The sequence below is a fragment of the Candidatus Nitrospira neomarina genome (assembly GCF_032051675.1).
Taxonomy (GTDB): Bacteria; Nitrospirota; Nitrospiria; order Nitrospirales; family UBA8639; genus Nitrospira_E; species Nitrospira_E neomarina.
The window spans coordinates 4,235,806-4,250,968 of the sequence record NZ_CP116968.1; the positions used below are offsets into that span (position 1 = coordinate 4,235,806).

The following is a 15,163-nucleotide window of genomic DNA, read 5'->3' on the forward strand; positions in this document are numbered from 1 at the left end:
AGAAGGAATTTCCCTACGGGAGAGGAAGTGTGTGGCCCCGCAGAGTAACCAGCATAACAGAGAGGCCATTGTGAAAAAAAATGGGCCCAATCCAAGAGGCCGGAAGGTGGAAGCTTGGCTTTGATCCTGATCGGTAGCTGTGCCACGAACGCTTTCGCGGCAACATGGGCAAAAGATGAGACTGGTCGTAAGGTAGAGCAAATTCCGTCACGTGTCTGCCGTGGCTCAGTGGTTGCGATGAACTCACCCTCTCTGAAGCATAATCTATTTTCTCCAATAGAGCCTTAGAGGATCTCATGGATGAGGTGGGCGTGCCGATGGCCTCTGGTTTTGACTGATTCCCTTAGGGCGGCTAGGGCCTGGGAAGTAATCGCAGATCCGCAATTCGTACAGCACCAGAAGGCTCCGGTTGGTGCAAGTGTACTGTTCTGGCATTGAGGACAACGTTGGAATGACATTGTTGATTCCTTTCCTAAGGTGATTCGTGTCAAAAGGTAGCATTGAAAAAAGTAGGGGACCCAGGAGTGCGGGTGGGCCCCCCACTAGTTTGGAGAGGGGAAGGGCCCTCTCCGGGATAGACTGACAGTTCGGGTAATGGAGACTTCCAAGTAAATAAATATTGATGTCGTATCATACAAACGCCGTTGGGTAATTGTGCCATCTGTCCTCCTCATCCATGATCTTCCACGAGGCTGCGAGAGTATCCCGAAGCCACCTTGAGAGGTGGTTGAAGATTGACAAACAAAGGAGAGTTTTTGGACTGGGGAGTTGAGAAAATCATTCGTCCCGTATTCGTTTGCATAAATCGGGTCACCACGACCTCAACTGCTTGACCAACCAGAGTCGCACCGTGATCGACGACGACCATCGTGCCATCATCTAGATGGGCAATGCCCTGCTCCTGCCCCTGACCTTCTTTATGAATGAAGACACGTATGATTTCTCCAGGCAATACCAAAGGGCGCAATTGGTAGGTTAATTCGTTCACGTTGAGGGAGAGCACACCTTGAACTGATGCGACTTTTGCCAGATTCCAATCGTTGGTCACAATCTTGGCTTCACGGTTTTTGGCTATGGCGATGAGTTGATGATCAACCGCTGAGATGTCGGGTTCCCAATCCTCGATAATTACCACATCCATATTTGGCAGTTCCTGCAGTTGGGATAGGATATCCAACCCACGCTTCCCTTTAATTCGTTTAGAGGGGTGAGCGGAGTCGGCTAATGTTTGGAGTTCATGCAGAATACTTTTGGGAACCAGGAAGGGACCTTCCAAAAAACCGGTGGTGCAGAGAGGGAAAATCCGGCCATCGATGATGGCGCTAGAATCCAGCAATTTTTGAATGGTGTTCGATGGGATTAGCGAAGCCTGAGGAGAGGCCTCTTTTGGTAGTTCCGCTTTTGAGGTCAGCGACAATATGTTGGAGATGTGAATACCGACCATCAGTCCAATGTAGGGACAGAGAAGAAAGACAGGCAGCCAGATCCACGGGGTAAGAGAAGACATCTTGAGCAGCCCTGTCCCCACTCCCATGATCAATACAAAACCGATCCCCGCCAAGGCAACGATGAGGCCAAGGCTACCACCAATCAAGGTAGAGCGGTGACATGCGGTCAAATGCCGTTCTAACCATAGAGCCAGGCAGCCGACTGACAAGCCTGTGGCTCCCCAGAGAATAATGTCTGGAAGGGCATCGGTCCACTGAGAGGGAGCATGGTCAAGACCACCATACATCCCCACGCTTAGACACAAGAGGAGATACAGCCATTGGTGAATGGAAAGAGATTGGGTTTTTAAAACGGGGGATGCCGCAGAGGCTGGCGCAATCATCTTAGAATTTCTCCTTCAAGGGTTGGTACAGAATTCCATTGTTGGGGGAGGAGTTTCAGCCCGTTGGAGCCTCAAACGATGAACAGTGTGGCAGAAGATGGTCGAAGGTAAGCCTCGACTTAAGATCACCTTGAGCAGATCTCCGACAGAAATCACTTTCTGCAACCTCCAGCACTGTTGTGATGCCTCGGAGGTTCAGGTCATGGAATAGTCGAAATTGTAGGCAGCAGCGATGGTCAAAAAATAATGTTTCGCATCGATGGGGCGGTAACGAGGCTGAGAGGTGTAAGGTACGTCCCAAACGATTGAGAGGATCAGTCAAAAAGGGAAGGCCAAAGTTCTGAGGAGGACGACACCAGGAATTTCCAAGAAAGGCATTGTCCGGTACTAAGACCGCGAGCACGATCTTTCCTGCATGAAAACGGTTGACCTGTTGTTCCAGCAACCATGCATCGTTTTCAGTAAAGGCAGGTAAGCAGCAGAGCACAAATTGGGTTCCTTGAAACGCTGTCAGGGGAAGATACTGCCATCTGCCATTTAGCAAGCATGGGGTTTTCCACATTGGCGCGCGTGTTCCGATCTTCATGTTGTTCTCTCCTTTGTAATCAGTAAAAACCTTCTGGGTCCGAGCAAATTAGCCATTGGGCAATGTTGCGTCAGGATATTCGTGAACATTCAAGTTGGAGTGCCAAAAAGACATTGGTCATTAATTTCTATGATTTTGAAATCCATTATCATTATCATTTATGATACATAAAAGGAAAAAGATTTGTCAATTTTGTTGATGATCATTGGAAAAAGAATCAATGAATAAAGCATCTTGGCCTAGCTTTAACAAATTGAACTGGCCTTTTTCCCTTGACCAAAAGAAGAAGACAAAGGTTAAGTTGGCCTTATTCAACCTTAGGCCTTCTATTGCATGATTGGTGAGTCAAAAAGCTGGTTTTCTTGGGGGAACCCTTCCTGCATTTCCTGAACTGAGATAGGAAGTGATGGTCTTGACTGTAGAAGTTACATAATCAGTGGCCTGGCAAATATCAGATCAACCACCTTCTCTCCATATTTACCCCTCATAACATGATGACCGAATGCCTGAAATGGCTGGTTCAGTCCTGTTCGCTCCATCTGGAGGATTGAGTGGGACTGAATTCGGGAACGAAACCCTTGCGAATACCGAGCAAGTGGTTTCTTGAAAAAATCCTGTTTAAGAACTTGGGGTGGGCCGGGGGAAGGCTCCCGATTTCTCTCCACTCGATAGTTATCTTAATGATTGGTGAAAGCCTGCTTGCATCAAAAGCGTTCTTTTCTTTTTGGGATCGTTTGTTTTAGAGGAGACGTCCTGATCCTGGTCATACCTACAATGAAGACCCATTGTTCATCCATGCTGACTGGACACTCAATTTCCCCGATCCCTTGTACTGACCTGCACGACCACATAATAGTGTGAAGGGAAAAATAATCAGGAATACCATCTTTCGTACGCTCATAGCCTATGGACATGAGGTCATGGGAAGGGGATCGCAAAGCATGGCATCCATCGGACCTCCTGCTTGAACCTGGGCCATGATATGGTCTTGGCAACCAAAACCGACCAAATCCATTAGACAACCCCGAAGCCAAATTTTTCCCATTCGTCAATTCATTCCAAATGGTCTTATTGGCTTATGAGCAGTATGATTCCAGTCCATGCCCACAGGCCAATGATGCTGAGAAAAACGAATCCCAAGGATACCGATAAACTGATGAACACGGCCTTTTCCCCTTCAATGATCAATGAATCTCGTTTCATGAGATGTTCCTTGAATTTCTTCACCAGATTAGGGTCATCAAGTACGTTCTCTTTGAACGTACTTGATGGATGACGAATGTGTTCCTCAATGACAAGTCGTGGCTTTTGCGTCAGCGAGGCTGGGCGCTCTTCGAAACCCGGCGGTGTTTGTTACCTGAGCCGCCATTCTGGTCAATTGCGTGGCATAGGCGAGGAACTCTTCTTTCTCGAAATGAAGGGTAATCGATCCATAGGTGAGATGAATACGACTACAGTCACACACGTTCAGCTTGAGTTGTTGACTTGATGGCATAAGTGTCTCCTGAGTGGTATGAGGGTAATGTGCGAGTGAGTATCAGCAAAGGGTTGGGTTCAGATCCTGTTTGGCAAACATGAAATTGGTGATGGCAGGAGTATGGTTTCGTTCTTGCGCAGGCGGAAACGAAAAGTCCTGACATTGTTTCAATATGCCCAAAAGTCGGGTCATGCCATGCCAGTTGAACGAATGGTTCCGTCGGTCTCTGATTACTCCTTCTGGGTCGAAGATGAAGGTCTGGCATTGATTAAAGGGAGGTTTACTCCATAACCCCAGGGCTCGATCTAAACGGTGTGTAGGGTCAATTAACAAAGGGATGGAAAGGATGTTGGTTGTGGGGAGGTGCGATCCCTGAAACGAGTGAGCGGGGTGTGGCATACCCAATAGGAGGGCGCCCTGTTTTTTGACGGTTCTGCGAAACTGATTGAGAAACACGGCATCGCAAAATTCAAGTTTGGGAAGGCAACACAATATGCCCCATTGTCCTTCTAAGTTCGCTAGATCTAAATCGATCATATTTCCCTTCAGCAGTGCGGGAACTCTCATGTGGGGCAGGGTGGAATGTCCTATGTTCATGGGGATAGCCTCCATTGTTTGTGTCCTCCGACTAAAAAGAAGGGTTGGGCGCTCCGGAGGAGGAAAAGAACCCCAACCTTTTTGGGTGCGTACTAGGTAGCTCGCTCGGCCTGGAATTTTGTTCGTGTGAATGATTGTTTGCCTTCATTGGCATTTTGTCCGTGCTGGATTTCGCCAAATGGAAACAGATTGTTGTAATTGTGATTGCAAATATCATGATAATGAAAATCATTTGTATTTTCAATATCAAATTGAAATAAATATTTGGCTATGCTCAAAAAGGCAGAAAAGCCATGATTTGAGTTTTTAAACGGAACCAATAGACACCCTTCTTACGGAGAAGGGCTATCTTTCGGGCTCTTCTTCTCCCGGGAATGTGCGGTCATTTGATGTTTATTATTGCCAACACTGCGGTAACCCCGTCCATGCTTTCGAGCCTTGTCCCACTCATGGACCCAACCTCCCTGAGCGTCTTGAAAACGGTCTGAAGGTAAAAGATATTTGGTACATTTAGTGAAAACCAAGTCACTTTGATGATGAAAATAGGACTGAATCGGATTGGGAAGAGGAAAGAACCAGGGCGATTCTTCTACAAAGAAAGTTCCTGCCGGTGTACGGCTTTAGGTGTTTTTTTGTTCTTGGCTATCCGAGCGGTGGAAAAAATAGAAGCTTCCTGCAAGGTGAAGTAGGCAAAAACAAGCCCACGGTGAATGACTCACCGTGGGCTTAAGGAAATTTCCGTTTCTTCCAGTTGGGAGAGTTCCGTGGAAGACTTTGCTTGGGGCGATATGTTCCTCGTTTACTCGTAGTCTTCGTTTAAGGAACGTAGGAATGCTGTTAAGGCCGGGATGTCTTCTTGAATTAAGGCAATGTTTTTGAGGTGGGAAGCACCATTGCGAAGCAAGCCCTTTCGCGCTAAATCCGAATTTGTAATATACCCCCGGATCACATCTTCAAGAGTATCGGCGATACCGGCGTGACTATAGGGAGCCGAATGACTCAAATCCCGGAGGCCGGGAGTTTTGAAAGCGCCAATAGCTCTCGGGAGGAGTCGATCTGGTCGACAGGCTTGGAAGCCACGAAATACCCCAAAGTGTTCATTGAGGGCGTCCTCGCAGAGGATTGACCAAATGGGTAGCTGCGATTCGGGGAAATCAGGATTCCAGAAAATGTTCCAAATTCCCAGATCGGTCCATTGGGGGTTGTCTGGCGTGGGAATAGCGCGGAATGGTTCTTGAGCATGAGGATGTTTTGCCGTGGCAGGCAGGTAGGCTTCGATATTACTATTTCGTTGATGAAATCCTGGTATTTCCAGCATGGAAAACGTTCCGGGGCCGTGGATGCGTTCATATTCCGTCTGGGCAATTCCTGTGTTGTGAAACCGGAAGTCGGTGAAGTTTGGTGGTGTATGACATGCAATGCAATTCCCAATACCTCCTTGAGCTTGATCGCTGGGCCGAATTTGATGGCCTTTATGACGATGCTTATGTCGACCCTGTTGGGTGAAAAATATTTTCAGCCCTGCTAATTCTTCAGGACCAAAGGTGAACGGTTGCTCATGGAATTGAAACTGGCCATCTGCCGTATGGGGATTCTTCTCAACGAACTGCAGAGTCGGGCCATCGGAAGAAGAGGTTGAGGGCCATCGGGAATAATTTTGCGGATCGTATGACTCGAGAAAGTTAATCTGTTGAAGCAATCGACGAGCATATGAACTGGGAGATTCCCACTTATCGGGTCGACGGGGAAAGCTGTTGATTTCCAGAAAAACATCATAAGGAGAAAGATTGAAGCCTCCCTCGCCATCCTGTGAGAAGAGAAGTTGGTCCGTATAGGCGGCGATAAGTTGTGAAACCGCGTGGACAAGTTGTAGGTCGGTGGCTTGAGAAACCTCTACGCGAAAATCTTCAGGGATCAGGAATTCTTGAGGAATAGATGGATCGGTTCCGGTGAACATGACACGATAGGACAATCCGCCAAATTCCTGCGCCAGATCTCCGGTTCCCGAGTCTTCTCGAATAATCCTGGCAATATGTGAGATGGCGGCTTCCTGCTCGTCGGAAAGCCATCCATAGTTTCGTCCGGTGAGGGTCCCTTTGACCAAATCTACCATCGTCGGGAATTCACCATCGGCGTGTAGAAAAAATATCTGTCGAGGAAGAGCAGAATTGACGAGCGGTGGCACGTTTCGGACTGCGGTGTGTTTTCCATCTTCACGGGCCGGAATAGGACTCCGTCGTGCAAAATCGGAATAGGTATTCATTCCGTAGTTCGGAATATCAAGGAGTTCATCGACAAAATGGCAACTCCGGCAGTTCATCGATTGACCGGCAAACGGGCCATCGGCATATTGATCTGACGGGAGTTGCCAATTCGCCACTTTGTCGAGAGCGGGATCGCCTTGGGACAAGGGATCATTCACATCGCCTCCGTCATCCAGAAAGATTTTAAATAATTGAGCAAATCGAGTTTCCAGAAACAACCGTTCCCCGTTGGTGACTTCCGGTGGATCAGCTTCTTCGGTTTCCTGAGCTAACACGAGAGGGACATTGATGAAAAAAGATAGAGTTGATGTGAGTAATGCAAAACAAAAGACCTGTGCGCAAGAGAACATAATAAATCGATGAACGTTCATGGGTGCTCCTCGCGTTAAAATGAATCCCACTTCGGAGAAATCCTCTCTGATCTCTCTCTTTTTGGATAAATGGTGAATGTATGCTCACACGTTATGTGTTGAGGCGGAGTGAGGCGAGGGGGACAGGAGGAGACCCACCCCCTCGCCCACATGAGGATGAATAGATGAGTATTCATCCTCGGGATATATTAAGAATCAGCCCATACCATTCTTGGACACAAAAAAAGCCCATGAGCATACAATGGCGGCTCATGGGCTCTGGACTCAAAAAGTCTCGGGCCGTAGGAATATAGGTGAGACGTACTTAGTCGTCAGACTCTGGCATCATCCATGCCCTTATTTTGGCAGCGAATTTCATGTATGCGGTGCGACGAACATGCATGGAAATCTGCTGCCTATTTGAAGATCTCCGGGCAACACGTTAAGGCAAACACGGGCGAATCTGGTGAATGAGTCATTGCAAAAGTCAGAATTAGGGCTTTTCAGCCAAAAACCAGCCCTTGCTGTTCATGCATTGTGCCAAGGCATCATCAGTTATTCCTTTGCTGAATGGGTTCAATGAAGTCTCGGAATGTATCTCATTGATCAGGATTTCCCGACATGAGCGCAGATCCTGTGCGAATTCACCCTCGCCTGCATCTGGTTTTGCCCAATACAGATCTGGTGCGCAGGCAGAAAGAAACATGGAAAAGAGGCTGATGCCTATCCATTTTCCAAAGCCATGATAACAAGGAACCCTTGGCCAGGCCGATGTGGAATGTGGACGAAAAATTTGTCCTTCTCTCATGAAAGTATGGCCGTCTGATTCGATTGGGTGAGAAAACTCTTGTCGCATTCTTCCATCATAAGATCCAGCCGTTTTAAGCCAACTGGTGGTTGAAGTGACCCGCGTCTAGGCATGGGGCCTGGTAAAGAATGCTCCTCCAATCGGGAAAAGGGCAAAAGTCAGTCATCCGACTCCGGCATCATAAAGGCGGATTTTTGCCACCACATTTCATACATGGGTATGACGAACATAATGAGAAATCCCACAACCATCAGGATGTCTCCCGTCAACATGGCGATGGTGAAGATTGGGGATACATAGGCAATTAGCCAAGGTGAAATCAAATCCAGGGTGACCCCGACAAAAGCCATCCATGTCGTAACCACTTTTAGTGTGGGGCTAACCATCGTGAGATAGAGCACATGAACCAAAATCATGAATGTGACCGGCATGGTAAACAGATGGAAATGTGTGGTCTCGGCCAGTTGGCCAAACGGCATGGGTTCACCGAAGGTCGCATCCGATCCTCGATAATGTTCGGCAAGGCCCTTAAGGCTCAGCTCCGTCATGCTATGAGCCCAAAAGAAGGTGAAAATGAATCCTGCGAGCATGAGCAGGAGAAACCAGGTATAGACTAAGCGGATATGGCGGTCGGTATCGCGGAGCCGGAAGCGGGCATTAAAATTTCGCATTCCATTCTTGCAGGAAGTTAAAACCCCAGCAGGGACTCCAAAAAGTTTTTGTCCGTTCGACTGGCCGTATTTATGGGGGAGCTTTGACTCTGGGATTGCAGGTACAGTTCATGGGCCAGGACGAGGGCGCGTTTCACGCCGGCACTCATGGATCGCACGGACATGGTGGCGCCGGAAATGTTGATGACATCCCGGTTGATCCGAATGGGGTCGTCAATCGTTTTTCCTTGGTATTGGTAATTGAAGCGTTTCTTTCCAACTTCGCTCCCCCGTGATTCCCGGTATACCAATACCTCAACGTTGGAGATTTCTCCATCGGGGTCCACTCCAACCATATAAGTCATCGGTTTATGCTTACCGATGGTATGTTGGACAAAAGCCCATCCATCGATCTTTCCATTCGTTTCTCCAATATAGCAATCAAAGGTCGATTCCGGAAATTGCCATCCTATTCGCTCTTCAATAACTCGTTTCTGGTTTTTGTTGAGGGTGATGACCTCTAAGCGGATGGAATCGGAATCAGGCAGTGTCAATTTGGCAGCCTCTTCAGGTGTCAGATAGACGTCTTCCTGAACCATTTCCTGTGGAGTCAAGTATCGCTTCAATTCACTATCCCAGATCTGGTCATTCTCGGCATTGGAGGGTTGGGGGGCAAACGCCAGTAAAAGACTCCCGAAAATAGCGATGTTTAAGATTCGATGAAACATCCTTCAGCCTCAAGTTTTTCGGTTAAGTTATTTAAAAGGTGATTCACGGCTTGTTGTGATGGTTCGACGGGATACCAATCATAAAGTCTGGCCCCGCCACGGAATCCCCAATGTTGCCGCCGTTCCGCAATTTGGAGGCGCACGGCATTGGAATCGAGTGGCTTCATGGTCAGGGTCAGTTGCGATCGTTCTTTGTCCCCCATGCCTTCCCGTTGGAAAAGGCCATACTTGGCGCCTTCCACATATTCCACCCGCCACCCGGTTTCGATGACTCCGTTGGACTTGTCTTTCTTCGTCACGGGATAGGACCTGAGAGATTCCAGGGAAGAATCCCATACGGAATCAATCGGACAGGCCATGTATCGATCGACAACCAAGTCTTGACCGGAAAGGAAGCTGCAGCCAGGAATATAGGCTGTGAATGCCAAAATAACGATTCCTCGAAGGAGGGAAGCAGGAGATAAAGCCATAAAATAAAAAACGAGAATGATTTTCGATTTATTTGAATTTGATTCTCATTATGAAAAATGAGAACGAATTGTATCATCCGATGTTCAAGGGGTCAACCGGTATGTTCTTTAAAATATGGTGTGATGTGTGGCCCATATATTTCGATACTGATTGAAGCTAAACACAGAGAGAACCGGCAAAGCCGGTTCTCTCTGTGTTCCTGTTCAAAGCGATTTCTTAGAAATATGTGGCCCAGGATGCGACAAAAGCCGTATCATGAATTCGCTCATTTCCACTTCGACCGACGGGCGTATATTGGAAGTCGGTTTTAAAGACAGTATCTTCTGTGGGACGGAAGTTCAGGCCAAAGGTCCAACGTTGCCATTCCCCCAGTTTTCCGGCTTCCCCACTTAAATCCTGTCCCAGGTTCATTTGTTCCCAGCGGACTATAGCGGTGAATGTAGAGACTTCCGGCTTGAAGAAGGTGGGGGCCATGTTGCTTAGCCATTCTGGAAGGAAATGGTAATTCCCTTGTAAGTAATACCCTTGCATTCTGCGAGGATTGCCGTTCTGGGTTCCGTCTTGATTGATATTATTGTCCTTGATGTAAGACCAGGCACTCTCTCCGATGAATTCAAATGGGCCCCGCTGGAAGGTCCAATCCAGGGCCCAAATGGCCAATTTATCATCCTTATTCGTGCCATAATTCCCGTAAAATCCAGAACCGCCGATTTCCACTCCCAAAATGGGGCTGAACGCGACACGTCCCATGACGGATTTGCCGTTATTATTGTCAAAGCTCGTACTATCTGATCTCGCACTGCGTATTCCGTTTGTTTGATTGATATTCGACGTGTTATTAGGATTTCCATTTCCTCCAAAGGCGTTCGTAAATCCATTGGTCACATAGACTTCGTAATCCAGCTTCGAGAGAGCGGTGGGGTAAAAGGTGCCGTAAGCTCCAACACCAGGTTGATGAAGCGTTGATGGGATGATCCGTTGGGACACGAGAGGGCGTTCGGTGAGATCCCGGAGTGGGGCGTCATGCAGGAGGTTGAATTTTCCAAGGGGAGCGAGAATGATGCCCGCCCGCAAATTTATGGGTTCTTGTACGAGATAATCGATGGTCGCGAATTCGACTTTGATGTCGTTGGTTCCATGCTCGAATTCAATTTCTGCCGCGAATTTCACCCGATCGCTGATATCCCCGTAAATGAAAGGTACCAATCGATGCTGATCGAAATAGCTGTTCCCTTGATTTTTGCGATTGAAGTACTCGATATCCATGTAGCCGCCGACGATGGCTTTGGGGGAAGAAACGAAGGGCCGGGCATAGATCAATTGTCCGGACCCTTGCATGGTTGATCCGTATTTTTTATCAGGCGTACGTGGTTGTGATAAACCTCCTAAAGTTTCCTTAACGGGTTCGCCTGGGCGTTGAGTGGGTGGGGCCGCATAAGTTGGCGGGGCAATCCCGGTCCCTGTCTGCTCCATTGGTGGCCTGCCGGCTTCGGGAGATCCCTGCCCTTTCAGATAGTCTTGAACCGCTTGTCGAACCGCTTCCTGTTGAGCGGGCGTCAGTGCTTCCTCACCGGAGGCAGAGAAGGCTGGAAAGGTTGGAAACACAGCAAGGGCCATAAGGACCCCGATTGTGAACTTCTTCATGAATGAAAACCTCCTAATATAGGATTGGGACGCGGAGGTCCTCAGGAAAAGGGTAGGGGACTCGGGGTCCTCAATGGAAGAAACTTATAATAATCCGTGAAACGGAGCACACCGTAAGTTCAGGAGTACACTCAATCTAAGTGTCAGCCTCGTATTAGGCGCTCAATACGGTAAAGGGAATGAAGACAAGACGTTTGCAGCGTTTGCATTTCAATTCCACGCCATCTTTTTTTAAGATGGCCATCAGTTGCCCGCAATGACAGCGTGCCTCTGAGGTGGTCGTGCATGGAGAAGCTATTTCAGTTCCTTGAGTCATCTTGATGTTGAATGTAATTATTGTTAATTTTGAAATTGATAACTGTTATTAATAAGGCCCTTAATACCGCATGAGTTTGGCTTCTGTCAAGAAGGCCTCATTTTTTTGAAATTTTTTTATATGTGCAGTTTGTGGAGAAGACAGACGGTATGATGATGGGATGGCCATGCTGAATGTTCGTGCTTGTTGTCTGGCGTTTCTAGGGATCTTTGTTGGAATGGGTATGGGATGCGCGCATCAGCTCCCGTCTCATCCCGCTCAAGAAGATCTCACAGAGCCCCTGGTTTTCGGACACATTCACGTGTGGCAGGAAGAGCCGTCCGGAAGAATTTATCTGCCGGAATTAGCTTCACTTGAATTCAGTTCCAGTGATGGTCAAAGGCGGTATCGTGTGGAAATTGAGGCGGCTTCCTCCTATTTTTTTCTGTCCTTGAAGCCAGGGCGGTATCATGTGACCAGGGTATTTATTCAGGAAGGCGTATTTCGGTCCAATGCGGAAGTTCCGTTAACCTTTGAGGTTCCGGACCAGGGAGTGGTGTATCTCGGCGGTTGGCGATTCCAGGTCGATCCTCCGAATTATACAAGAGAGTTAGAGGTAACCATTGTCTCCGAATCAGTGAAAGCCATCGTGGAAATGACGGTTCGTTATCCCTCTCTTTCTTCCAATGTGGTCCTGTCCTCCCTGGCGGAACCTCCCCTATTACGGGCACGATTGTTCGAAGTCACGCCCTATCCCAGATTCCGATACTTCAATCGCCATAACTCCACATAAATTCTTTCAACCGGAATTCCGGCTGTTCTGCCATCAACGGTATTGTTACAGATAGGAGATTTATCATGGGGCGAATGCAGAATATCCTTGGACTCTGCTTTTTGATTCTCTTCCTGGCGGGCTGCCAGAGCACGCCTCATTTGGTGAAGCGCAGTCAGATGCTGATGGGAACCGTGGTGTTTGTCACGGCGGTTGGAGCAGATGAGAAGATTGCGCAGAGGGCGGTCAAAGCGGGACTTGATGAAATCCGGCGATTAGAAGAGTTGCTGAGCACCTGGATTTCCACCAGTGAATTATCACGGGTGAATGCTGCGGCGGGACGGAAATCCATACAGGTGAGTCAGGAAACCTTTGAAGTCCTCACGCGATCGCTGGAGGTGGCGAAACTCACGCAGGGAGGGTTCAATATCGCCCTTGGTCCAGCGGTGAATGCATGGGATGTCAGCGGGGAAGGGCATGTTCCGTCCCAGGAAAAGCTGGAAGCGCTTCGCCCGCAAATAGAGTTATCAAACGTGCAATTGGATGAAACAACGCGAAGTGTATGGTTGCGGCGTCCTGGAATGTCTATTGATGTTGGGGGGATCGGGAAAGGGTATGCGGCCGACCTCGCTGCCCGCGTGATGCGTACGGCAGGAGCGACCGCAGGCGTGGTCGCTTTGTCGGGGGATATTAAAACCTTCGGACGTATGCCGGATACCCAACGGTTTGTCTTCGGTATCCAGCATCCCCGAAAGGAGCAGGGCCAAGTCTTAGGGCGGATTGAGTTGGAAGATGAAGCGGTCTCCACTGCGGGAGATTATCAACGGTATTTTATGAAAGACGGAGTTCGCTTTCACCATATCCTCGATCCCAAGACCCTTCATCCGGCTCAAGGTTGTCAAAGTGTCACGGTCATAGCCAAGGATGGTGTCATGGCCGATGGGTTGGACACCGGCATTTTTGTCATGGGTCCTGACAAGGGCATGGCCCTCATTGAGTCTTTGCCGGATGTTGAAGGGGTGATTGTCGATCGGGAAGGCACCGTGTTGGTCTCATCGGGTCTGAAGAATCGCTTAAGCCTCGAGCCGTAACAAGGCCTTCAACACTCCATCAAAAAAAAGGAGGCATGTAGCCTCCTTTTTTTGAGCATAGATGTGGGCTGCTCAGCCTTGTTTGTCCTTGGAATGGTGGGAATACCCGCCTGGATGACCTTTCGTCATCCCGCCATCTTGATGGGCATTGATGCGATCATGGACCGCTTTCATGCGAGAGCGTTGCTCGTCCGTTAATACCGCCTTGGCATCCCGCCCGGCTTTAACTGATGCCAGGTAAAGGCCGGCACGAATCTCATAAAGACTCTTTAGCTTCGATTCAACAGCGCCCAAATCCCCTTGGTCATTCCGCAACAATTCGTGCAAATCCAGGCTGGTCAGTTGCATGTCAGCTTTCATTTTAATTTTGCTTTTTTCAAAATCGGTTTTAATTGTCTGAAGTTTGGTGACCTGGTCCTCGGTAAGAGCCATCCCTTCTTTGAATTTCAAAATGTGTTCGATGAATTCAGAGGCACTTTGATGAGGCCCATGTCCTGATTGATGAGGGCTTCCCTTTGTCCCATAGCCACCCGACATGCTCTTGCCATGATGAGCCTGGCCATGGCCATAGGCCCCTGTTCCGTGTGGGGACGTGCTGTACCCGGATGGGTGGTGCGCATTTCCTGCATATCCAGTAGCCAGACCCATAGCAGGGAATCCCAGAATTAAGGACAAGACACCGGACCAAAGTGGAATCATTCGTTTGTGGTTCGTGTTGCTTGTAATGGTCATGTGAACAGCCTCCTTTCGCGAAGAGAACGACGCTATGGTGATAGAAAAAATGAGGGGACAAGTCATGCTGATCTGTGAGTTCCCTGACTCATTCGTATTATACACTGGAATGCGGAAAATGTAGCACGTGAGCCTCTATCTTATCTCAAAAATTCAAGAGGTTACACAACCCCCATTGATTTGAGGCCCTGCTTCGGGTGACAGGGAAGAGAGGTGAACCTGTGGGTGAGGTAGTTTGTGGTTCGATAAGGGGTCGAACCAATGCCGATTTGAAAAGTATTGGTTATCAAAAGGAAAAAGCTGTGGACGAAGGGAAAGAGAAAGCCAGTCTTATGAGGCTTTTTGGCAGGTACTGCAGAGACCGTACAGTTCCAGCTTATGGGTTTGAATGGTAAAGCCGTTTTTTCTCGCCACCTCTTCTTGGAGATTTTCGATTTGGCAATTTTGAAATTCCACTATTTTTCCGCAGGAGGTGCAAATGAGGTGATCATGATGACCCTTATGAGACACATTATCGAATTGCGTTTGTGAGCCGAAATGGCGCTCCTGTGCCAGGTCGGTTTCACAGAATAATTTGAGCGTGCGATAGATGGTGGCCAGGCCAATATGCGGGTCTTTTTTGGCGAGGATATGATATAACTGCTCGGCAGTGACATGCTCCATTTTGAGGAAGGTCGTCAAAATTAACTCGCGTTGACGAGTTAATTTAAGGCTGTTTTTTTGGAGATGATTCTTGAGTGTTTCGAGCTCTTTGACCGGCTTTGACATGGTGAAATCTTTCGTAAGATGAAGAGGAATATATTAAACCCCAATCATCCTGGGTAATCAAGAATTATTTTTCCGTTTTGGTATTGGTGGAGAAATTTA

General features: G+C 48.2%; 14 protein-coding genes. 2 read left to right on the top strand and 12 right to left on the bottom strand.

Annotated features, from left to right (window positions below; genetic code table 11):
• Positions 1–670: 670 nt before the first annotated feature.
• From PQG83_RS18335 to PQG83_RS18380, 10 genes are all read right to left on the bottom strand, one after another.
• On the bottom strand, positions 671–1,831 hold the full coding sequence (locus tag PQG83_RS18335) for a PIN/TRAM domain-containing protein (protein WP_312744155.1): 1,161 nt from the start codon (positions 1,829–1,831) through the stop codon (positions 671–673).
• A gap of 1,654 nt (positions 1,832–3,485) precedes the next feature.
• Positions 3,486–3,620 carry a hypothetical protein gene (locus PQG83_RS18340; RefSeq protein ID WP_312744157.1) on the bottom strand — a complete coding sequence of 45 codons (135 nt, stop codon included), beginning with the start codon at positions 3,618–3,620 and terminating at the stop codon, positions 3,486–3,488.
• 85 nt (positions 3,621–3,705) lie between these two features.
• Positions 3,706–3,912, bottom strand: coding sequence for a hypothetical protein (locus tag PQG83_RS18345; RefSeq protein ID WP_312744159.1), 207 nt, complete (start codon positions 3,910–3,912; stop codon positions 3,706–3,708).
• A 42-nt stretch (positions 3,913–3,954) separates the two neighbouring features.
• Positions 3,955–4,491 carry a redoxin domain-containing protein gene (locus PQG83_RS18350; RefSeq protein ID WP_312744161.1) on the bottom strand — a complete coding sequence of 179 codons (537 nt, stop codon included), beginning with the start codon at positions 4,489–4,491 and terminating at the stop codon, positions 3,955–3,957.
• Between the two features lie 799 nt (positions 4,492–5,290).
• Positions 5,291–7,126, bottom strand: coding sequence for a hypothetical protein (locus tag PQG83_RS18355; protein WP_312744163.1), 1,836 nt, complete (start codon positions 7,124–7,126; stop codon positions 5,291–5,293).
• A gap of 472 nt (positions 7,127–7,598) precedes the next feature.
• Complete coding sequence (locus PQG83_RS18360; RefSeq protein WP_312744164.1) at positions 7,599–7,961, bottom strand: hypothetical protein; 363 nt, start codon at positions 7,959–7,961, stop codon at positions 7,599–7,601.
• 110 nt (positions 7,962–8,071) lie between these two features.
• On the bottom strand, positions 8,072–8,584 hold the full coding sequence (locus tag PQG83_RS18365) for an Aq_1264-related membrane protein (RefSeq protein WP_312744165.1): 513 nt from the start codon (positions 8,582–8,584) through the stop codon (positions 8,072–8,074).
• Positions 8,585–8,601: 17 nt separating this feature from the next.
• Positions 8,602–9,291, bottom strand: coding sequence for an FMN-binding protein (locus tag PQG83_RS18370; protein WP_312744167.1), 690 nt, complete (start codon positions 9,289–9,291; stop codon positions 8,602–8,604).
• Positions 9,273–9,719 (bottom strand): hypothetical protein, encoded by a 447-nt coding sequence (locus PQG83_RS18375; RefSeq protein ID WP_312744169.1) that lies wholly within the window; start codon positions 9,717–9,719, stop codon positions 9,273–9,275. The genes PQG83_RS18370 and PQG83_RS18375 overlap by 19 nt, the downstream gene beginning before the upstream one ends.
• 259 nt (positions 9,720–9,978) lie before the next feature.
• A complete protein-coding gene (locus PQG83_RS18380; RefSeq protein WP_312744171.1) occupies positions 9,979–11,406 on the bottom strand; it encodes a putative porin in 1,428 nt (475 codons plus the stop codon).
• Positions 11,407–11,888: 482 nt separating this feature from the next.
• Between PQG83_RS18380 and PQG83_RS18385 the strand changes: the two genes are divergently transcribed.
• A complete protein-coding gene (locus PQG83_RS18385) occupies positions 11,889–12,494 on the top strand; it encodes a hypothetical protein (protein ID WP_312744173.1) in 606 nt (201 codons plus the stop codon).
• A 65-nt stretch (positions 12,495–12,559) separates the two neighbouring features.
• Positions 12,560–13,564 (top strand): FAD:protein FMN transferase, encoded by a 1,005-nt coding sequence (locus PQG83_RS18390; protein ID WP_312744175.1) that lies wholly within the window; start codon positions 12,560–12,562, stop codon positions 13,562–13,564.
• Between the two features lie 72 nt (positions 13,565–13,636).
• Here PQG83_RS18390 and PQG83_RS18395 read toward each other — a convergent pair whose 3' ends face one another.
• Together PQG83_RS18395 and PQG83_RS18400 are read right to left on the bottom strand one after the other, a co-directional pair.
• Complete coding sequence (locus PQG83_RS18395) at positions 13,637–14,296, bottom strand: Spy/CpxP family protein refolding chaperone (protein ID WP_312744177.1); 660 nt, start codon at positions 14,294–14,296, stop codon at positions 13,637–13,639.
• Between the two features lie 330 nt (positions 14,297–14,626).
• The gene (locus PQG83_RS18400; RefSeq protein ID WP_312744179.1) at positions 14,627–15,064 is read right to left on the bottom strand and encodes a Fur family transcriptional regulator; all 438 of its coding nucleotides are present in this window, start codon (positions 15,062–15,064) and stop codon (positions 14,627–14,629) included.
• Positions 15,065–15,163 lie beyond the last annotated feature (99 nt).